The organism is uncultured Pseudophaeobacter sp., assembly GCA_905479575.1.
Taxonomy (GTDB): domain Bacteria; phylum Pseudomonadota; class Alphaproteobacteria; order Rhodobacterales; family Rhodobacteraceae; genus Pseudophaeobacter.
The window spans coordinates 1-19,268 of the sequence record CAJQNB010000009.1 but is presented as its reverse complement, the minus strand read 5'-3'; the positions used below and the strand labels follow the sequence as shown (position 1 = coordinate 19,268).

Sequence of the window (19,268 nt, the reverse complement as noted above, 5' to 3'; positions counted from 1 at the left end):
TTTTACCGCATCTCCTGCGCCGGTTTCACCCCTAGAATACCAAGACCGGCGGAAATAACAATGGAAACGCTGCGCGCCAGCGCCAAATTGGCATGTGTTGCCGTTTCGCTGCTCTCGTTAACAAAACGTAAACCAAACTCAGTTTTGCCAAGGTGGTACAGACCATGCAGCTCAGAGGCGAGATCATAGAGATAAAAGGCGACCCGGTGTGGCTCGTTTGTGCGGGCAGCAATTTCAATCTGACGTGGCCATTCTGCCAGCTTTTTGATCACGGCCAGCTGCGCCGGGTGTGACACCTCGGCCAGATCTGCAGCGGCAAGGACCGGATCATTGGTGGCGATTCCGGCTTCCTCTGCCTTGCGCAGGGTCGAACAGATCCGCGCATTGGCGTATTGCACGTAAAAGATCGGATTATCCTTGGATTGCTCCAGCGCCTTATCCAGATCAAAATCAAAGCCCTGGTCGTTTTTACGGGTGAGCAGCATAAAGCGGGTGACATCCGGGCCAACCGCGTCAACCACATCGCGCAGGGTGACAAAGGTGCCTGCCCGTTTCGACATCTTGAATTCCTGGCCATCCTTGAACAGCTTCACCAGCTGGCACAGCTTAATATCCAGTGGTACTTTGCCGTCCGACAAGGCCGAGACAGCCGCCTTCATCCGCTTGACATAGCCCCCGTGATCGGCGCCCAACACATCGATCAACTCATCAAAGCCACGGCTGATCTTGTCGTAGTGATAGGCAATATCCGGGGCAAAATAGGTCCAGGCACCGTCCGATTTTTTCACCGCCCGATCCACATCATCGCCATGGTCGGTGGATTTGAACAGGGTCTGCTCGCGCGGCTCCCAATCGTCTGGCTTTTTGCCTTTTGGTGGCTCCAGCACACCCTGATAGATCAGGCCCTTGCTTTCCAGCTCTGCAAGGGCGGCCTCGATCTTACCGGTGCCGTACAGGGATTTTTCCGAATAGAACACATCCATCTTGATGCCCAGCATTGCCAGATCTTCGCGGATCAGCGCCATCATCGCATCGGTGGAGAATTCCCGCACATCCGCCAGCCAGACGTCCTCGGGCTGGTCCACATAGGCATCGCCAACCTTGTCCTTTAGGGCCTGACCAACCGGTACCAGATAGTCGCCGGGATAGGTGCCATCGGCAAAGGCGACCTCCTGACCGTGGGCCTCCTGGTAGCGCAGATAGACCGAACGCGCCAGCACATCGACCTGACCACCGCCATCATTAATGTAGTATTCCCGGGTGACGTCATAGCCAGCATAGCCCAGCAGGGAGGCCAGCGCGTCGCCAAAGACCGCCCCACGGGTATGGCCCACATGCAAAGGCCCGGTAGGGTTGGCCGAAACATATTCGACGTTGACCTTCTTTCCCCGCCCCAGATTGGCGCGGCCATAGTCAGTCCCGGCACCCAGAACCGCCCCCAGCACGCCCTGCCAAACAACCGGCGCCAGCCGCAGGTTCAAAAACCCAGGGCCTGCCACCTCTGCCGAGCTGATCCGTGTGTCCTCTGCCAGTTTGGCGGCCAGCGCATCGGCAATATCGCGGGGCTTCATCTTAGCCGGTTTGGCCAACACCATGGCGGCATTGGTGGCCATATCTCCATGGGCCGCATCGCGCGGTGGCTCAACCGCGACATTTGCAAAGTTGAGCCCCTCGGGCAATGCGCCCTCGGTGGTCATGGCAGTGAGGCTGTCGATGACAAGCGCGCGGATATCGGAAAAAAGGTTCATCTCTGGCGTCCCATTGGTTCGACTTTGCGGCTTATCATGCCTAGCTCAATGGTCAACCATTCTGTGGCGCAAGACCAGCCCACAGCCGCTGCAACAGGGCACAATAGGCGCATCTTTGTCCAAAGCCCTGCGCCCTGCGATCAAAGCAGCCCCGGCCTCAAAACGCCACCTGACCCACAGGGGCATCGCCCCAGGCGCTGATTTTGTAGCGCCGCAAAGAGGCGACATAATAGGGATCCGACAGGATCAAGCGTTCCACATCCGCCCGGGTATCCGCCTGCACCGTCCAGATGGCGCCGGGAAAGTCCTGCATCGGCTGCAGGGCCAGCGGCCCGCCAATGTTCAGCTCTGGGCGACTGCGCACAAAGGCAATATGGGCAAGACGGCGGGGTTTATCCCCCCGGATACGGGCCATTTCAGAAGCGTCCTGAAAGGTAACAGTCCAGTGTTTCATCGCGCGCGCCGGCCTTTGCTCTGTGATCTCGCCATAAAAAACGGCCTGTCAGCGCCAGATCATAGGGCCAGATTTTTCCACTGTTAAAGCCAGCGCCTTTTGCCTTGTCTCCCCAGTGCCGCTTTTGCGGCTGCTATGCCAGCTTGCCCTCGCGGGTCAGCTGCTCGTGCAGTTGCAGCGCAAACCGGTCCGTCATACCTGCGATATAGTCCGAGGTGATCCGCGCCAGCGCCGTCTCATCCGCAGCGGCGGTAATCTCTTCATGCCAGCGCTCCGGCATCTGTAGCGGGTTGGCCAGAAAGTAAGGAAACAGCGCCGCAACAATTTCTGCCATTTGAGTGCGCACCTCCATCACCGAGGGGGCGCGGTACATGTGGCGGAACAAAAAGGCGCGGATCTCTTTCAAATCCCGCCACAGATCAGGCGAAAAGGCCACCACCGGGTGCCCCAGGGCGCGCACCTCTTCGACGCTTTGAACGCCTCTCTCACGCAGGTTTTTGCGGGTTGTATCAATCACATCCCCAACCATGACGCCAAAAACCCGGCGCAGGGCCTCATGACGGCGGCGCAGGCCGTCAAGCCCGGGATATTTCTGATCGACCTGATGATAGGCGGCAGAAATGATTGGCAGATGGGCAATATCCGCATCTGTAAACAGCCCAGCGCGCAGCCCATCGTGCAGGTCGTGATTGTTATAGGCAATATCATCCGCCAGCGCCGCCACCTGGGCCTCGGCGCTGGCATGGGTATGCAGCTCCAGATCCATCGCAGCATTGCATTCGGCCAAGGCCCAGGGCAGCTCGCCCACCACCGGCCCATTGTGCTTTGCAATGGCTTCAAGCGTTTCCCAGGTCAGATTCAGCCCGTCAAATTCGGCATAGTGACGCTCCAGACAGGTGACAATGCGGATCGCCTGAGCATTGTGATCAAAGCCACCATAGGGCTGCATCAGCGCATGCAGCGCATCTTCGCCGGTATGGCCAAAGGGCGTGTGGCCCAGATCATGGGCCAGCGCCACGGCCTCGGTCAGTTCCTGGTTCAGCCCCAGGGCCGCAGCAATTGTGCGCCCCACCTGACCGACCTCGATCGAATGGGTCAGCCGGGTGCGATAGTTATCCCCCTCGTGCTCAACAAAGACCTGGGTTTTGTGTTTCAGGCGCCGAAAGGCGCTGGCATGGATGATCCGGTCCCGGTCGCGCTGATAGGGAGAGCGAAAACTGCTTTCCTCCTCAGAGATCAGTCTGCCCCGGCTTTGATCCGGCTTGGTGGCAAAAGAGGCATGCATGACTAATCTTTCTCCCGTGAAATCTTGTCGTCTGGGTCGCACCTTTCTATATAATGGAATGCGCTGCAATACAGCACCGGGAGAGACCTCATGAACCTGCCACCAAAAGTGACCGAACGGGCCTTTGCCCGCCTGACCGAAATTGGCGCCGCAACCCAAGGCCAGGCGCTGCGGATTGCTGTCGAAGGCGGCGGCTGCTCTGGTTTCCAGTATGAGATCGGCCTTGATACCCCCAGCGAAGATGATCTGGTGCTTGAAGGTCAGGGCGAAAAAGTCGTGGTTGATACCGTATCGCTGCCCTTTTTGGAAAACGCCGTGATTGATTTCACCGAAGAGCTGATTGGTGCACGGTTCACCATCGAGAACCCCAATGCCTCGTCCAGCTGCGGCTGCGGCACCTCATTTTCGATGTAACAGCCACCGCGTGATCGCCTCACCAGGCGCGCTGCTGCTGAGCGGTTGCGCAGCGTGGCAAGGGGGCTTTGTTAGGCAGCTACCCGCTGCCTGACACCGGGCTGCACCACCTGCCCCCGCAGCAGGAACAGGCCAGAGCCAATCACGATAAGGCCGCCAATCCAGGTGCCCTGGTTCGGCATTTCGCCAAACACCCAAGCCCCGATTGTCAGCATCCAGACAAATTGCAAATTCATCAAAGGTGTGACCACATAGGCAGGCAGCAGGCGCAGGGCCGCCACTGCCAACCAGCGGGCGACAAAGAGCAACACGGCATAGCCCAAGGCCCATCCGATATCTGCAAGGGGCATCGGCTGCCAGACAAAGGGCAGCAGCGGCACCAACGCAAGGCAAAGCACTAGATTGGGATAAAAAACCTGTGGCAACAGGTTGTTATCATAGCGGCTGATATAGCGCGCCAGTACCATCGAAAACGTCCCCCAAGCCGCCCCCAACAAAGCCAGAACATGTCCCCCTTTGATTGAGGAAACACCGCTGGGAAACAAAAACAGCACCCCAACAAAGCCCATCCCCAGGGCAATCCAGGCCGCAACACTGATCCGCTCTTTCAGGATCAGCCCGGACATAACCCCTGCCATCAAGGGCATCAGGCCAATAAACAGGAAAACCTGCGCAAAAGGCAGCAGGCGGAACGCATAGAAAAAACAAATGGCCCCCAGCAGGGCGCCCAGACTTCGCAAGCCCATCGCACGCGGGCAGGCCGTTCGCCACGGCAGGTATGTTGCGAGCAGGTGTTTTGCACGGCTTACAAAGGATGGGGTTTGCCCCCCTGCCCCCGTCCTACATCCCAGCGGGTGATCACGTGGCAGGAACGGCACAGCGCGCTTGTCGTCTCGAACCAGGCACAGCCAGTTGACCAGGACCGACAGCGCAGCGACCACGCCCCCCGAGAGCACATAGATCTGCGCCGCTTCATAGCCGCCTGACAAGAGTTTGATGATCCCATCCGCAGAAGAGATAAAGCCGGTGTACCCCACGATCATAATCGCACCCAGAACTGGCGTTGAAATACCCCTCATGCGTTTTTAACCCGCGCAACTGGACCACCTGCGATGCCCCTGCGGGCAAAGGCCTCAAAGAAGGTCTCAAAACAAGCAGAGCTGCGCTCGGCGGCACAGAGCACCTCATAGGTGCTTTCACTCAAGCGGGCCGATATCTGCGCGCGCAAGGCCTGCCAGTCTCCCGCTTGTGCGCCGACCTGAAACACCGCTTGCGACAGCTGATGCAGCACCCCCTGCTGGGCAGGGCGTTGGATTCGCAGCGCCCCTTTGGGAATCCTTTCGTCAAAACAGGATCCCGCGCAGAGCGCCTGATGCCAGCTGCTGACCACATACATGTGATAATCGTCCCGGCTCAGCGGCGGAGCAGCGGCTTTATCCGCCTCAAGGAAGGCAAATCCCTGATGGTGCCGCGTCAACCAGTCCTCCCAGATCGCCGAGGGCGTTTCACCACAATAGCGCAGCGATACACAGACCTCGGACAGAAGGTCAGCGTCTTGATCCAGAAAGGCAAGCAGCCCAACATGGGTCAGACTTTGAACAGCGGCCGGTGAAAGCTCTGGCGCCCTGCGCCCATAGTCACTCAGATAGAACACAATATGTGTAAGCTCATAGGCGACCTTGCGGTTGGGTACCGCAAACTGGGCACTATTGTCGGCAAAGGCGTGCAGCCTTTGGTCCAGTCCGGGAAAATCCAGTACCAGCCCACGACGTGCCACCAGTCGGCGGGCCTCTGCGCGTTGCAGGTCGGACACTTCATGGCTTGGCAGATCCTGCTGCATCACCCACTGCGCCAGGGCTTCGCCACGTCCTGTGGAGCTGACCGGGCCTGCGTGTATATAGCCCGTGCCTATATGGCCTGCTTCACCAAGCTCTGTGTCAACAAGGCCAAGATCTTCCAAATCCATACAAATGGATAAAACAAACCTATAATACTGGCGGAAAAAGCAAAGATGGCGGTCCGCGCCAGCATAAAAGGCGCGTAGCGTCGCAAGCGCCGCAGGCTCAATCCCAGCCAGATCGCGTCGCCCTGCCGCGCCCCCCGTACCAGCGGCCTGCGCAGTACACTCCAGCACATTCAGCAGTTCAGCGTTTTCTTTCAACCAATAGACATCTTCCTGGGCGTGGCGATGACAGGATACCGCCGCGATCAAGTGAGACAGGGAGTCGGCGCGACGCAGCGGCCAATTGCTTTTTGGAAACCTCAGGATCTGCGCCATCGTCGTTTCCTCCTTCTGTCTTTGCCTCGGCTAGATCCAGCCGCATATGTGGGCCGGTCCTGGGACTGGCGCGCCCGCATTTCAGGCGCGCCGTGTTTTTGCCGTTAGCTGCCCGAAGAGAACAACCCTGACAGATCACCACGCACCACAGTTGCCTCTGCAGTGGGCGCAGACCCGGAGGAGAACAGCTCCACCAGAGTCCCAGAGGCCAGATCCCCACGCGCCTGAGGTGCAGAACCAGAGGAGAACAGAGCGGTGTTCTCGCCACTCCAGCAGCTGTGCATTTTTGGTGCCGAGCCAGAGGAGAAAAGCTCTGCCCCGTCGCCGCAGAACAGGCTGCCGCCTTTTGTATCCGCCTCAACCTCAGCCAAAGCCGAGGAGAACGTCGCCGTGTGAGTTTTGTGCAAAGCAGTCATTGGAACCTCCGTTAAATTGTGAGTAGTCACCCCAAAACGCTGGCACGGTATTTCCGGTCTGAAAACAGAGTATTTCAATTTTAAGTTGCCAGTCAAAGGATACTCACCTTAACTTTCATTCAGATTTAACTGTTCTTTTTCAGTTAACTAAATCAATCCCCATGTGGGCGGGCATTTTATCCACACCCATGTAGATGCAAGACACAAACCTCCCGCCAGGATTGTACATCGCAGGCCTGCAAAGCACCTTTAGAGATCTCAAAAAAAGCCACAGTCTGATTCGCCCTTTCTCCCCCTCTTGCTCCAGGCTCTCTATTGGGCGATAGATCAGCCAAAGCATCCAAACCGCAGCGGCAGGAGACGCAGATGAAGATCGCCAGTTTCAATATCAACGGCATCAAGGCCCGCGCCGCCGCTCTGCCCCAGTGGCTGGATGAGGCCAATCCCGATGTTGTCCTGCTGCAGGAAATCAAATCCATCGACGAGGCCTTCCCCCGTGAGCTGTTTGAAGATCGCGGCTATGCCGTGGAAACACACGGTCAGAAAGGCTTTAACGGGGTCGCTATCCTGTCAAAGCTGCCCCTGGAGGACGTAAGCCGGGGCTTGCCCGGCGATGAGTCCGACCTGCAGGCCCGCTGGATCGAAGCGACCGTTGTCGGCAAGCAAGCCCTGCGCATTTGCGGCCTTTACCTGCCCAATGGCAATCCGGTTGAACTCACCCCCGAAGGCAGCCCTGTGTCCGGGGGCAAATACGCCTATAAGCTGGACTGGATGGAGCGGCTGCACGCCCGTGCGCGGGATTTGCTGGACAGTGAAATGCCGGCTCTGATGGCAGGAGATTACAACATCATCCCGCAGGCCGAAGATGCCAAACGTCCCGAGGCCTGGCGGGAGGATGCATTGCACCGCCCCGAAAGCCGTGCTGCCTACCAGCGGATCGTCAACCTGGGCTTTACCGAGGCCTTCCGGGCACGGCATCAGGGGCCGGGGCATTATTCCTTCTGGGATTACCAGGCTGGTGCCTGGAACCGGGACGACGGTATTCGTATTGACCATTTCCTGCTCAGCCCACAGGCGGCAGATCTGCTGCAGGATTGTCAGATCGACAAAGAAATCCGCGGTCGCGAAAAACCCTCTGACCATGTGCCGATCTGGGTAGAACTGGACCTTTGAGCGCTCCCAATCCCCGCTCCGGTCGCGGGGACTAAGCAACCAAACCGGATCATTTTGCGCCGCGCGCCAGCGCGGCGCCGGGCCCAACGGGAGGTCGGGCCGCCTGTCGGCCCAACTCCGGGCGGGAGCCCCACTTTGCTCTATGATATAGCTCGCTCTAGGCGGGGCGCATTAGCCTGTTTGCACGTGTTTCCCCGGGCAGAAACTGCAGGTCAGCCCTGTTTGGTCACGTCGTGACGGTAGATCCAGTCAAACTGAGACACCATTTTCTGGGGCGCAAAACGGCCTCCCAGTTTCAGGATCTGATGCGCAGGCCAGCTGAATGGCGGGCGCAGATGATACTTCCAGGCGTTCCGACTGGCAGCCCCCACCACCTTGGTTGCCCGGTCTTGCCGGTGTCTTTGATAGGTTTCCAAGGCAGCCGGAATATCGCCAGACTGCGCTGCCAGCGCCTCGCCGAGCACCCAGGCGTCTTCCAGGGCCAGATTGCCGCCCTGGGCCATAAAGGGCAGGGTTGGATGCGCTGCGTCACCCAGCAGGGCAACCGCCCCGCGGTGCCAATGGGGGGCAACCGGGTGGCGGAACAATCCCCAAAGCGCGCAGTCCTGCACCTGCGACAACAGCTGATGGGCTTCGCCGCCAAACCCGGCAAAGGCGCCGCGCATGTTTTCCGGGTCATCCGGCAGATGCCAACCTTCTTCCGCCCAGGCGCGGCGTTCCTGTACCGCCACCAGGTTGACCATCGCGCCATCGCGCAAGGGATAGGCCACCAGATGGCAGCCCGGACCCATAAACACCTGAGCCTCAGCAGGCAATTTGCTGTGATTGGGCACAATCGCGCGCCAGGCCACCTGCCCGGTAAAAAACGGCTGGCTTGCCACGTTCAGTGCGCGGCGGGCCTGCGAGTGCAGCCCATCGGCACCGATCACCAAGTCTCCGCCGCACTGGGCACCATTGGCAAGATGCACGATGGGCTTTGGCCCGCAGTCAACCCGCTCGACCTTTTGCAACAGGCGCACCTGAACCCCGGCCTCGCGGGCAGCAACGACCAGAATTTTGATCAGGTCCGCACGATGGACAAAATAGTAGCGCAGATCGGCGGCATACTGATCCAGATCCAGCCGCAGCACCTCAGCGCCGTCACGGTGAGCGCGCAGCACCACCGCCTTGGCGCGTTGCGAAGACCACGCCACGGCATCATTCAGCTTTAGAGCCGTCAGAACCGCCAGACCATTGGGCGTGATCTGCAGGCCGGCCCCCACTTCCGAGACCGCCTCGGATTGTTCCAGCACAGTGACCTGCGCACCTTTGCGCTGCAGGATCAACGCGGCTGCCAGGCCGCCGATCCCTGCACCAATAATGGTCACATTGAGATGTCTCAGTGTCATTGCTGTCTGCTGTGTTTCGCTCATGCCATGTCCATAAACGAAAATCGCCGGAGCAACAGGCCCCGGCGTGATGGTTTTTCTACATTCGTTCAGAAATCAATCGTCGCGATGGACTTTCTCGCGGCGTTCGTGACGTTCCTGCGCTTCAAGGCTCATCGTTGCGTTGGGACGCGCGTCCAGACGTTTCAGAGAAATTGGCTCCCCGGTCACTTCGCAGTAGCCGTATTCGCCCTCTTCAATCCGGCGAATTGCCGCGTCGATTTTGGAAACCAGTTTACGCTGGCGATCTCTGGTCCGCAATTCCAGTGCCCGGTCCGTTTCTTCACTGGCCCGGTCTGCAACATCTGGAATATTGCGGGTATTGTCTTGCAGCCCTTCGATTGTATCGCGGCTTTCAGCGAGCAGATCCTGCTTCCAGTTCAGAAGTTTACGACGGAAATACTCAAGCTGCCGATCATTCATGAAAGGCTCATCTTCGGCCGGACGGTAATCTTCCGGCAGAAACATTTCTTGTTTCATTTCGGCTCCTTCGGTCTCGCCCATTCTGTAGGTCTCTTCAGTCTTCGCCATACATCCTGGCTCCCCATGCCGCTGCGTTTATCCCCTGACAAGCCGATTGTCACTACACAATAGTAAACAGACCGGGTTAAAACCCTCCTAAATGCGCCAGATCGCGAGAAAGCAAGCAGGGGATGTATATAAATTATGCAGTTTCAAGGCACTAAAGACTACGTCGCCACCGACGACCTGAAAATAGCAGTTAATGCAGCCGTCACACTGGAGCGCCCGCTTCTGGTCAAGGGCGAACCCGGCACCGGCAAAACCGAATTGGCCAGGCAAGTGGCCGAGTCCCTGGGGCTGAAAATGATCGAGTGGAACGTCAAATCCACCACCCGCGCCCAGCAGGGCCTGTATGAATACGATGCGGTCAGCCGCTTGCGCGACAGCCAGCTTGGCGAAGAGCGCGTGCATGACGTCAAAAACTACATCAAAAAAGGCAAGCTCTGGGAAGCCTTTGAAGCGGACGAAAAGGTCGTGTTGTTGATTGATGAGATCGACAAAGCAGACATCGAGTTTCCAAACGACCTGCTGCAGGAACTCGATAAGATGGAGTTTCACGTCTATGAGACCGGTGAAACCATCCGCGCGACAAACCGCCCGATCATGATCATCACCTCCAACAACGAAAAAGAGCTGCCTGACGCATTCCTGCGCCGTTGCTTTTTCCACTACATCCGTTTTCCAGAACTGGAGACGCTGAAAAAGATCGTTGAAGTCCACCACCCGGGGATCAAGCAGGCATTGCTGACAACGGCGCTGACGCAGTTCTACGAAATCCGTGAGCAACAGGGCCTCAAGAAAAAGCCATCCACATCAGAGGTGCTGGATTGGCTCAAGCTGCTGTTGGCCGAGGACATGGATGCGGCTGATCTGCAAAAGGACGGCAAGACCGCCCTGCCCAAGCTGCATGGTGCCTTGCTCAAGAACGAACAGGACGTGCATCTGTTTGAACGGTTGGCATTCATGGCGCGCGGTCAGCGCTAGGTCGGTTTTCCAAACGCCTGAGCTGCCAACTGAGGCCATTTCAACCACGTGTGGCCCGGCCTTCCCGCTCAATTAAGGCGTGTACCTGCCGATAGCCAAGCCCGCCTGAATCACCTGCCTTATTCCGCCCAATTTGCCTCTTTTTTGCCTTAATTGCTCCCTACAAAGGTCGGGGTGAGGGGCAAAAAGACCAAAATTCAAACGCTCAAAAAGGGCAGGCAAGCACTTATGTTAATCCAAAACGCGCGATCCGTGCTGATGCCATGCATGGCAGCGGGACGCAGTTATCCAGTTCAAGCGCGTGTTTCTAAGGCTGTGTCCGAATGAAAGGGCGTATCGTCCTGCCGCTCGTGATGTTGCTGAATGCCTGTGTGCCAGCCTCGCATCCTGAGGTGGCCACCCGTGCGAGCTTTGCCACCAGCACCCTGCCCCCGATGAAAAGTTTCGGGGCAAGCCGCCCCATGGCCCCTGCGCTGTCCAACACTGATCTGGCGCTCGACTTCATCGAATTGTCTTTCCAAATGGAAAGCGGACGCGAATTGCCTGTGCTGACCCGGTTCGAAACGCCCATCTCGGTGCGCGTTACCGGTGCCCCCCCTGCCACGCTTGGCTCTGACCTGAACCGCCTGATTTCGCGCCTGCGTTCTGAGGCGCGCATCGACATCAACTATACGACAAATCCAAACGCGAACATCACGATCGAAGCGATCAGCCGCGCCGACATCCGCAAGGTCTTGCCGCAAGCCGCGTGCTTTGTGGCACCCAACGTCAGCACCCTGTCTGAATACCGCACCGCGCGCAGACAACCGCGCACCAATTGGACCTTGATGCAACGCCGCGAAAAACTTGCGATCTTCTTGCCCAACGACGCCAGCCCGCAAGAGGTACGCGATTGCCTGCACGAAGAACTGGCGCAGGCTCTGGGGCCGCTCAATGATCTCTATCGCCTGCGCGACAGCGTGTTCAACGATGACAATGTGCACACTGTTCTGACCGGGTTCGACATGATGATCCTGCGCGCCTATTACGATCCGGCGCTGCGTTCTGGCATGACCCGCGGTCAGGTTGCCGCCGCCTTGCCTGCTATCTTTGCGCGGATCAACCCGCGCGGCAACGGCCAGTCAGGTCGGTTTGCCACACGCACCCCGCGTGCTTGGAGCCAAGCGATTCAGACTGCCCTTGGCCGCTCGATTTCCTATAGAGACCGCCGGACGGCAGCAATTGAGGCGATCCGTATTTCCACCGCCATGGGATGGGAGGACAACCGCCGTGCTTTTGCCCATTACGCCATGGGCCGGGTGTTGCAAAACACCGACCCGGACGCCGCTCAAAGCCAATATCTGACGGCGGATCACTTTTATGCACGCACACCCGGCACTAAATTGCACCGCGCCTATGTGGCCACGCAATTGGGGGCATATGCCGTCAGCAAAGGTGAGGGTAAAGAGGCGCTGCGCATTATCGGCCCGCACATTGAAACCGCACGCAACAGCCAGAACGCAGCATTGTTGTCGACATTACTGCTCCTGCGCTCAGAAGCACTTGAGTTGGAAAACCGCACTGCCGAGGCGCGCAGCGTCAGGCTGGACAGCATCGGCTGGGCGCGATACGGCTTTGGTCCAGACTGGGCTGTGCGGGCCAAGCTGCGCGAGATTGCATCGCTGAACCCGCTCAAAGGATAGAACGGGCAAAGGTTTCATGATTATTATCGTATCGGGTATTGTGGGCGCGCTGATTGGCGGGCGCACGGCTCACAAACGCGGCGGAAATCGCAAGGACATCGCGCAATACGCAGTTGGCTATGCGATGGCGTTTCTTATTGTTGGCATGGTTCTGACTGCGATCCTGGACCGCGTACTCAGCGGGGCATAGGCGCATGTTCCTGCCCTTCTTTGATCAGTTGCGCAAACACGGGGTCCCTGTGTCGATGCGCGAATTTCTGGCGTTTCTGGATGGCATGGCCGCTGGTCTGGCCACCTATGACGTTGAGGCATTTTATTACCTCGCCCGCGTGTCCATGGTCAAAGACGAACGCAACATCGATAAATTTGACCGCGCCTTTTCAACCGCCTTTAAAGGATTGGAAAACATAAGCTTAGACGATGTTCTTGAAGCTGTTGAAATCCCCCGCGAATGGCTCGAAAAGATGGCGGAAAAGCATCTGAGCCCAGAAGAGAAAGCCGAGATTGAAGCTTTAGGCGGCTTCGATAAGCTTATGGAAACGCTCAAGCAACGTCTTGAGGAACAAAAGGGCCGCCATCAGGGTGGTAATAAATGGGTTGGCACTGCGGGCACCTCGCCTTTTGGGGCCTATGGCTACAACCCCGAAGGCGTTCGTGTTGGTCAGCAGGAATCGCGCCACCAGCGTGCCGTAAAAGTCTGGGATAAGCGTGAATTCAAGAACTTAGACGACACCGTTGAACTGGGCACCCGCAACATCAAAGTTGCGCTGAAACGTCTGCGCCGGTGGGCGCGTGACGGTGCGGACGAAGAACTGGACCTGAACGGCACCATCCGCGCCACGGCAGAACACGGCTATCTTGATGTCAAGACCCGGCCAGAGCGGCGCAATGCGGTCAAAGTGCTGTTGTTTCTGGACGTGGGTGGCTCAATGGACCCCCATATCAAGCTGGTTGAAGAGCTTTTCAGCGCGGCAAAATCCGAGTTCAAGCATCTGGAATATTTCTATTTCCACAATTGCCTGTACGAAGGCGTGTGGCGCGATAACCGCCGGCGGTGGGACGCACAACAGCCCACCCATGAGGTTCTGCGCACCTATGGCCCTGATTATAAATGTATTTTTGTCGGTGACGCCTCTATGTCACCGTATGAAATTGCCTATCCCGGAGGGGCCAACGAACATTGGAATGCGGAGGCCGGTTCAACGTGGCTGACCCGCGCACGCGAGCAATGGCACAGCCATCTGTGGATCAATCCGGTGCCAGAGAAATACTGGCCCTACACCCAATCCATCGCCATGGTCCAAGAGATTTTTGGCGCGCAGACGATGGTGCCCATGACGCTTGAGGGCCTGAGCCGTGGGATCAAGGAACTCACCCGCTGATCTGCCCTTGTGTTGGCCCAAGAGCCGCCTAAGCTGGGTTCATGTCTGACGCCCCCATCACCCTGATCGACATCGGCAGCTTCACAACTGACCCCTATCCCGCTTTGGCACACATGCGGCGCAATACGCCCATCACATATGTGCCCGAGCTGGCCGCGACATTGCTGACCCGGCGCGACGACATTCACACTCAGGAAAAGCGGACCCAGGTCTTTTCATCCGTCCAACCCGGCGGCCTGATGGGGCAGATCATGGGCCTCAACATGATGCGCAAGGAAGCCGATGACCACATGGCGGAACGCCGCGCGCTATTTCCGGCACTGAGCCCGCGCACCGTTGCCAATCATTGGGCCCCGATGTTTGAACGCATCGTCGCGGAGCGGCTCGATACCCTGGCACCCATGGGCGGCTGCGATCTGGTCCGCGACTATGCAATGCCGGTCTCTGGCGCGGCTTTATGTGCGATGACCGGGCTGACGGATCTGACACCCGCGCAGATGGACAGCGCCAGCCAACAGATGATCGACGCCATCGCCAACTATGCGGCCAATCCAGAGGTTGAAGCAGCAGGCATGGCGGCGTCAGCTTTGGTGGACCGTTCCATTGATCATCGACTGGCCGAACTGCGCCGCACCCCCGACCATTCCATTCTGTCCGTTCTTGACCACGCAGGCATGCCGCGCGATTCCATTGGCGGCAACATCAAGGTGATCATCGGTGGCGGTCAGAACGAGCCACGTGATGCAATCGCTGGATTGCTGTGGGCGCTACTGACCCATCCCGAACAGCGCCGCATGATCGACAGGGGTGATGCGACCTATCTGGATGCCTTTGCCGAATACGCCCGGTTTGTCGCGCCCATTCAAATGGCCCCGCGCATGATTGCCCGCCGCGACACGATCAAGGGCGTGACATTTGATGTGGGCGACCGGGTCTTTTTGATGTTTGGATCGGCCTGCCGGGATGAGGCTCACTTTGAAAACCCGGATCAATTTGATCTGACCCGCAACACGTCGCCGGCAATCCCTTTTGGCGCTGGTCCGCATTTCTGTGCCGGGGCCGCCGCCGCCCGCACGCTTGTTGCGCAATATGCTATCCCCCTGATGCTAAACCGTTTTCCCAATCTACGCCTCTGCGGCCCTGCGCCTTTTCACGGCTGGGCCTTTCGCGGTCCCACATCGGTGCCAGTGGCATGGTGACCCTTTATCTTGATCCGGTTCGAAATACCGATGCACACCGCTTGCCACCAACCCAAACACCCCCATATTAAGGTCATGATCCGTGTTCTCCCCATTCTGCTGGCCATCCTATACGGTCTCGCCATGTACCGCTTTTCTGCGTGGCGCACCGCCAAGGAATTGGACGCGCAGTCAGCGCCGTTGATGGACCCCGCGCTCAAGGACATGAGCGACAAATTGGCCGCCGCCCTCGATCTGCCGCGCATCAAGGTACATATCTATGAGATTGACCCGGTGAATGGCCTGGCCGCCCCGGATGGGCGCATTTTTATAACCCGTGGATTTTACAACAAATTTAAAGCAGGTGACGTCAGTGCCGAAGAACTGGCCAGTGTGATTGCGCATGAGCTGGGCCATGTCGCACTTGGCCATTCGCGCCGCCGGATGATTGATTTTTCGGGACAAAACGCGATGCGCACCGTGCTGATGATGGTTTTGGGCCGTTTTATCCCGTTCTTTGGCGTCTGGATTGCCAATATGCTGACCACGCTTTTGGCAGCGCGGCTGTCGCGCGGTGATGAATATGAGGCCGACGCCTATGCTGCGGCGCTTTTGACCAAGGCCGGGATTGGTGTGGCCCCCCAGATATCGTTGTTCAAGAAACTTGAGGCGCTGACCCAGACCAACCATGGCACCGCGCCTGCGTGGTTACTGAGCCATCCAAAGACTGAGGAACGTATCGCCGCGCTCACCCGCCTTCAGATGCGCTGGAACACTTAATCAGACAACGCTTTGCCCAGTCTCGGCAAGCGCGCTTTCTTGAGCAGCGCGCCCATTCGCCATTCTTGCCCGGACAGGTGCCGCGCTTCGGCCAGGACTTGTGCGCCGACGGTCTCGACCAATTCGGGCTGCGCTTCCCAATGGCCGAGCAAAAACGCATCCGGGTCCGCGCGGCTGACGCCTTCTTCGGCCAATATCCCACGGGGAAAGTCCTTGGCATTGGCCGTCACAATCACATCCGCATGGCCCGCAACCGCAGCGGCCAGCACGTGGATGTCGTTGTCATCTGGCAGCCACAGCCGCGCCTCAAGGCCCGGTGCAGGTTTTACAGATGCGCCCGGAAACTTTGCGCTGATCATGGCCACCTCGCCGCGCGCTTGAACCTCGCCTTCAGGTCCAAGTTTGCGGGCCGCCAGCGCCCATTCCTCAAGAATCCGCGCCGACCATCGGGGCTCATAGGCACCAGATGCAGCGACCCCCAACAGCATTTCGCGCATGACCGTTGGAAACAAAACGCACGCATCCAGCAGAACCCGCATGTTTACAGGCGGAAGAACAGGGACTTGAGGTATCCGCTTTCGGCCAGTTGCGGCAATTGCGGGTGGTCGGCCCCGGCAAAGCCGGTGCGCAGCAATGTCGCGCGACGCCCTGCCCGGCCAATGCCGCGCACCGATACGGTTCGGAATTGGTTTAGGTCAACCGCATGGGAGCACGAGCATAGTCCCAGAATACCGTTTTCGGCCACCAAAGGTGCCGCCAACCGCGCGATACGCTCATAGGCGCGCAATCCGGCCTCCATCGATTGGCGTGACGGCGCAAACGCGGGCGGATCACAGATCACCACGTCAAATTCCGCACCTTCCGCGCGCAAGGCTGTGAGCGCGTCAAAGGCATCGCCTTGCCGGGTCGAAAATTGATCGCTCATGCCCATCGCAGCGGCCCCTGCGGTCGCCAGCTCCAGCGCTGGCGCAGACCCGTCAACGGCCAGCGCATTTTTCGCACCCGCCGCCAACGCCGCCAATGAAAAGCCACCGACATGGGCAAAGACATCCAAAACCCGCGCGCCACGTGATACACGGGCGGCAAAAGCATGATTGGGGCGTTGGTCAAAAAACAGCCCGGTTTTCTGGCCGCCGATCAGGTCGGCCATATACGTGGCCCCGTTCATCGGGACAGCAATCGGCGCATCCGGGGCGCTGCCCGCCAGAACGGCAGAGACATCATCAAGACCTTCCAACGTGCGCGTGCGCCCTGCGGCGTTTTTCAACACGTTGCTGATGCCCGTGACGGCGACGAGCGCCGCACAGAGCGGCTCAAGCAGCGTATCGGCCCACGCCGCGTTTGGCTGCACCACGCAGGTATCTCCAAAACGGTCGATGATCACACCGGGCAGCCCGTCAGCTTCGGCATGGATCAAACGGTAATAAGGATCGTCATACATTAGTGTCCGCAGGGCCAGCGCGCGGGTGATATGTGCCTCAAACCACGCCTGATCAATCACCGCATCGGCGTTTTGATCCAACATGCGGGCAATGATCTTGGAATTGGAATTCATTGCAACCACGCCCATCACCTGACGGTCGCTGTCTTCGAGCCGGGCAATGGTGCCGGGGACCAATGCCTTGGTCCGGCGGTCCGTGACCAGTTCATTGGCATAGACCCAAGGGAAGCCATGGCGGATCGCGCGCGCGTTCGCTTTGGGCAGCAGGCGCACGACCGGCATTTCAGATGGGGATGAGGCGGATGTGTTAAGGGGCGCTGTCATAGCGCCCCCTCTAGTCGTTTCGCACCGCTTGCGAAAGGCCAGATTTCTTATTTCGCGCGAAAGGCAAACGTGCGCGGTTCGTCGGTAACCGTTGGCTTTGCCAGTTCCTGGCGGATCACCTGTGCCAAATATCCAGTCACACGGACCTTTTGGGTCTGACCACGACGCTCTGCTTCAATTGCCTGACGGCCGCCAAAGGCTGGCAAATTGGCCTGAATCTCGCGCGCTGGGGCAAGTGCCTCACCGGTTGCGGCGCTGCGCACTGTCAGACGGAAAAGCATGTTATGTACGCCGCCAACAGTATAGCGGGTTTTTTCAGTGACGGAATGAAAACGGACGATTTCGACATCCAAAGTAACGTCCGCAACGCCAGCCATGTCCTTGGTGCCGCTTGCAAAGGCCGTTTCAAAGATCGACTGAATCTGGGCATGGCGGTCGCCAATTGGGTCGCCGCGCCATACGATATCGGCGCGTGGGTAATATACGTTAGCCTCGGACACCTTGAGGTTGCGCGGCACCCGGACGCTGATTGCGCTGACGCGCATTGACTGTGGCAGCTGCGTTTGTGCACTCGGCGCGATCAAAGCCATCCCTGTTGTTTCAAACGGTGCGTTTCGGCTGGCGATGTCGGGGACATTGCCACAGGCCGACACAAGCGCGCCAAGTCCAAGTACTGCGATCAATTTCAACGTGTTCATTTTGTCCTCGTTCCGGGCCTTTGGTTTTGTGCCCATAGCCTTTTGATTGGTTTTTTTATCGTTGATACCAATCTGTATGGGAATTAAGGCAAGTTTTAGACAGAATAGGTTTATTCTGGAGGCTATTGTGCGGCTTCGGGTTCCTGAAGTCACTTATCCAGGGGTGCTATAGCCAAGCGAGCGTCAAGGCGGCCAGAAGCAGATACCGCGTTCCTTTTGCAATGGTGACAAGCAGCAGGAATGAAAAAAACGGTTCACGCAATATCCCCGCCACAACAGTTATCGGATCGCCAAAAACAGGCAGCCAACTGCCAAGCAGGGACCAGCGACCATACCGTCGGTACCACCCCTGAGCGCGAGCGAGTTGGGTGTCTGAGGCTGGGAACCAGCGCCTGTCCTTAAAGCGCAGGGCAAAACGTCCGATATACCAGTTGACGATAGACCCAAGCACATTCCCAATCGTGGCGACGATGAGTAGAATGACAATGGGGCGTGTGCCGTCAACCAAGAGACCAACCAATACTGCCTCAGATTGCATCGGCAAAATGGTTGCTGCAATCAACGCGGAGGCAAAAAGACCGATATAGGCAATCATGTGGTGGTGGTGCCGTTTAGCGGCGTGCGTGTAAAGGCTTTCGCGCACCCCCAACGCAAATCTCGGGGAAATAGGGGTTTGCTTTGGCTAAAGCCCCGACCCTAGTTGCGTGTGCGGCTGCGCCATCCACCCCGTCTGCGCGGTGCGGCCATGGTCACGAGACCTTCGTTTAAAACCTGCGTCATGGGGTGGTCTGGATTGTCGTGCCCATATTGCACCAAAAGCCCCGAGATCGTTTTAGCGGTATCATTTTCGATTGGCAGGCTCAGCGCCCAGTCCAGAAAAATCGAGCGGCATTCTGACTTTCCGATGCCGTCGATTCGGTAGGATTCGTAGATCAACCCTTTTGGGTCATTCGCGTCACCCTTGATCATGCCGTATCCTTTGTCTCAGGTCCTGCTGCGCGACGACGCAGAGCGTCTGTAATGATCTGTCCCGCTGCCGCATAGGTCTGGTTCATCTGCGCCCCAAGGGCCTCAATGGTGTC

Annotated in this window: 21 protein-coding genes; 8 read left to right on the top strand and 13 right to left on the bottom strand. The window is 58.2% G+C overall.

Annotation, left to right across the window (positions count from 1 at the left end):
- Nucleotides 1-2 precede the first annotated feature (2 nt).
- The 3 genes from argS to QZ268_RS03725 all read right to left on the bottom strand — a co-directional run bounded on the left by argS (nt 3) and on the right by QZ268_RS03725 (nt 3,487).
- Nucleotides 3-1,748, bottom strand: a complete 1,746-nt coding sequence (gene argS, locus QZ268_RS03735; RefSeq protein ID WP_295448189.1) for an arginine--tRNA ligase — start codon at nt 1,746-1,748, stop codon at nt 3-5.
- 157 nt (nt 1,749-1,905) lie between these two features.
- A complete protein-coding gene (locus QZ268_RS03730) occupies nt 1,906-2,202 on the bottom strand; it encodes a hypothetical protein (protein WP_295448186.1) in 297 nt (98 codons plus the stop codon).
- A 133-nt stretch (nt 2,203-2,335) separates the two neighbouring features.
- Nucleotides 2,336-3,487 (bottom strand): deoxyguanosinetriphosphate triphosphohydrolase, encoded by a 1,152-nt coding sequence (locus QZ268_RS03725; RefSeq protein WP_295448182.1) that lies wholly within the window; start codon nt 3,485-3,487, stop codon nt 2,336-2,338.
- Between the two features lie 90 nt (nt 3,488-3,577).
- On the opposite strand from QZ268_RS03725, the gene QZ268_RS03720 reads away from it, so the two are divergent.
- Nucleotides 3,578-3,901: an iron-sulfur cluster assembly accessory protein gene (locus QZ268_RS03720; RefSeq protein WP_295448179.1), complete on the top strand. Its 324-nt coding sequence runs from the start codon at nt 3,578-3,580 to the stop codon at nt 3,899-3,901.
- A 71-nt stretch (nt 3,902-3,972) separates the two neighbouring features.
- Here the strand turns inward: QZ268_RS03720 and QZ268_RS03715 are convergent, their stop codons facing one another.
- From QZ268_RS03715 to QZ268_RS03705, 3 genes are all read right to left on the bottom strand, one after another.
- Nucleotides 3,973-4,980 carry a DMT family transporter gene (locus QZ268_RS03715; protein WP_295448176.1) on the bottom strand — a complete coding sequence of 336 codons (1,008 nt, stop codon included), beginning with the start codon at nt 4,978-4,980 and terminating at the stop codon, nt 3,973-3,975.
- Entirely contained in the window at nt 4,977-6,179 is a 1,203-nt protein-coding gene (locus tag QZ268_RS03710; RefSeq protein WP_295448173.1) for a hypothetical protein, read from the bottom strand. Before QZ268_RS03710 ends, QZ268_RS03715 begins: the two co-directional genes overlap by 4 nt.
- A 104-nt stretch (nt 6,180-6,283) precedes the next feature.
- The gene (locus QZ268_RS03705; protein ID WP_295448170.1) at nt 6,284-6,595 is read right to left on the bottom strand and encodes a DUF6749 domain-containing protein; all 312 of its coding nucleotides are present in this window, start codon (nt 6,593-6,595) and stop codon (nt 6,284-6,286) included.
- Nucleotides 6,596-6,961: 366 nt separating this feature from the next.
- Here QZ268_RS03705 and xth point away from each other — a divergent pair, with 366 nt between their 5' ends.
- Nucleotides 6,962-7,768, top strand: a complete 807-nt coding sequence (gene xth, locus QZ268_RS03700) for an exodeoxyribonuclease III (protein ID WP_295448167.1) — start codon at nt 6,962-6,964, stop codon at nt 7,766-7,768.
- A gap of 212 nt (nt 7,769-7,980) precedes the next feature.
- Here xth and QZ268_RS03695 read toward each other — a convergent pair whose 3' ends face one another.
- A complete protein-coding gene (locus QZ268_RS03695; RefSeq protein ID WP_295448164.1) occupies nt 7,981-9,156 on the bottom strand; it encodes an FAD-dependent monooxygenase in 1,176 nt (391 codons plus the stop codon).
- A gap of 96 nt (nt 9,157-9,252) precedes the next feature.
- Nucleotides 9,253-9,675 carry an RNA polymerase-binding protein DksA gene (gene dksA / locus QZ268_RS03690; RefSeq protein ID WP_295448269.1) on the bottom strand — a complete coding sequence of 141 codons (423 nt, stop codon included), beginning with the start codon at nt 9,673-9,675 and terminating at the stop codon, nt 9,253-9,255.
- Between the two features lie 186 nt (nt 9,676-9,861).
- Between dksA and QZ268_RS03685 the strand changes: the two genes are divergently transcribed.
- The 6 genes from QZ268_RS03685 to QZ268_RS03660 all read left to right on the top strand — a co-directional run bounded on the left by QZ268_RS03685 (nt 9,862) and on the right by QZ268_RS03660 (nt 15,723).
- Nucleotides 9,862-10,701, top strand: coding sequence for a MoxR family ATPase (locus tag QZ268_RS03685; protein WP_295448160.1), 840 nt, complete (start codon nt 9,862-9,864; stop codon nt 10,699-10,701).
- Nucleotides 10,702-11,024: 323 nt separating this feature from the next.
- Entirely contained in the window at nt 11,025-12,383 is a 1,359-nt protein-coding gene (locus QZ268_RS03680; RefSeq protein ID WP_295448157.1) for a DUF2927 domain-containing protein, read from the top strand.
- 16 nt (nt 12,384-12,399) lie between these two features.
- Nucleotides 12,400-12,573 (top strand): apolipoprotein acyltransferase, encoded by a 174-nt coding sequence (locus QZ268_RS03675; RefSeq protein WP_295448155.1) that lies wholly within the window; start codon nt 12,400-12,402, stop codon nt 12,571-12,573.
- A gap of 4 nt (nt 12,574-12,577) precedes the next feature.
- Nucleotides 12,578-13,765, top strand: a complete 1,188-nt coding sequence (locus QZ268_RS03670; protein ID WP_295448152.1) for a VWA domain-containing protein — start codon at nt 12,578-12,580, stop codon at nt 13,763-13,765.
- A gap of 41 nt (nt 13,766-13,806) precedes the next feature.
- Nucleotides 13,807-14,964: a cytochrome P450 gene (locus QZ268_RS03665; protein ID WP_295448149.1), complete on the top strand. Its 1,158-nt coding sequence runs from the start codon at nt 13,807-13,809 to the stop codon at nt 14,962-14,964.
- Nucleotides 14,965-15,039: 75 nt separating this feature from the next.
- Complete coding sequence (locus QZ268_RS03660) at nt 15,040-15,723, top strand: M48 family metalloprotease (protein ID WP_295448146.1); 684 nt, start codon at nt 15,040-15,042, stop codon at nt 15,721-15,723.
- Here QZ268_RS03660 and QZ268_RS03655 read toward each other — a convergent pair.
- The 5 genes from QZ268_RS03655 to QZ268_RS03635 form a co-directional block, all read right to left on the bottom strand.
- Nucleotides 15,720-16,262 carry an RSP_2648 family PIN domain-containing protein gene (locus QZ268_RS03655; RefSeq protein WP_295448143.1) on the bottom strand — a complete coding sequence of 181 codons (543 nt, stop codon included), beginning with the start codon at nt 16,260-16,262 and terminating at the stop codon, nt 15,720-15,722. The two genes, QZ268_RS03660 and QZ268_RS03655, sit on opposite strands and share 4 nt — an antisense overlap.
- A gap of 2 nt (nt 16,263-16,264) precedes the next feature.
- Nucleotides 16,265-17,488, bottom strand: coding sequence for an RSP_2647 family RNA methyltransferase (locus tag QZ268_RS03650; protein ID WP_295448140.1), 1,224 nt, complete (start codon nt 17,486-17,488; stop codon nt 16,265-16,267).
- Nucleotides 17,489-17,535: 47 nt separating this feature from the next.
- Nucleotides 17,536-18,339 carry a DUF6778 family protein gene (locus QZ268_RS03645; protein ID WP_295448137.1) on the bottom strand — a complete coding sequence of 268 codons (804 nt, stop codon included), beginning with the start codon at nt 18,337-18,339 and terminating at the stop codon, nt 17,536-17,538.
- Between the two features lie 13 nt (nt 18,340-18,352).
- A complete protein-coding gene (locus QZ268_RS03640; RefSeq protein WP_295448134.1) occupies nt 18,353-18,781 on the bottom strand; it encodes a YqaA family protein in 429 nt (142 codons plus the stop codon).
- Between the two features lie 101 nt (nt 18,782-18,882).
- On the bottom strand, nt 18,883-19,155 hold the full coding sequence (locus QZ268_RS03635; RefSeq protein ID WP_295448131.1) for a hypothetical protein: 273 nt from the start codon (nt 19,153-19,155) through the stop codon (nt 18,883-18,885).
- Nucleotides 19,156-19,268: the final 113 nt, after the last annotated feature.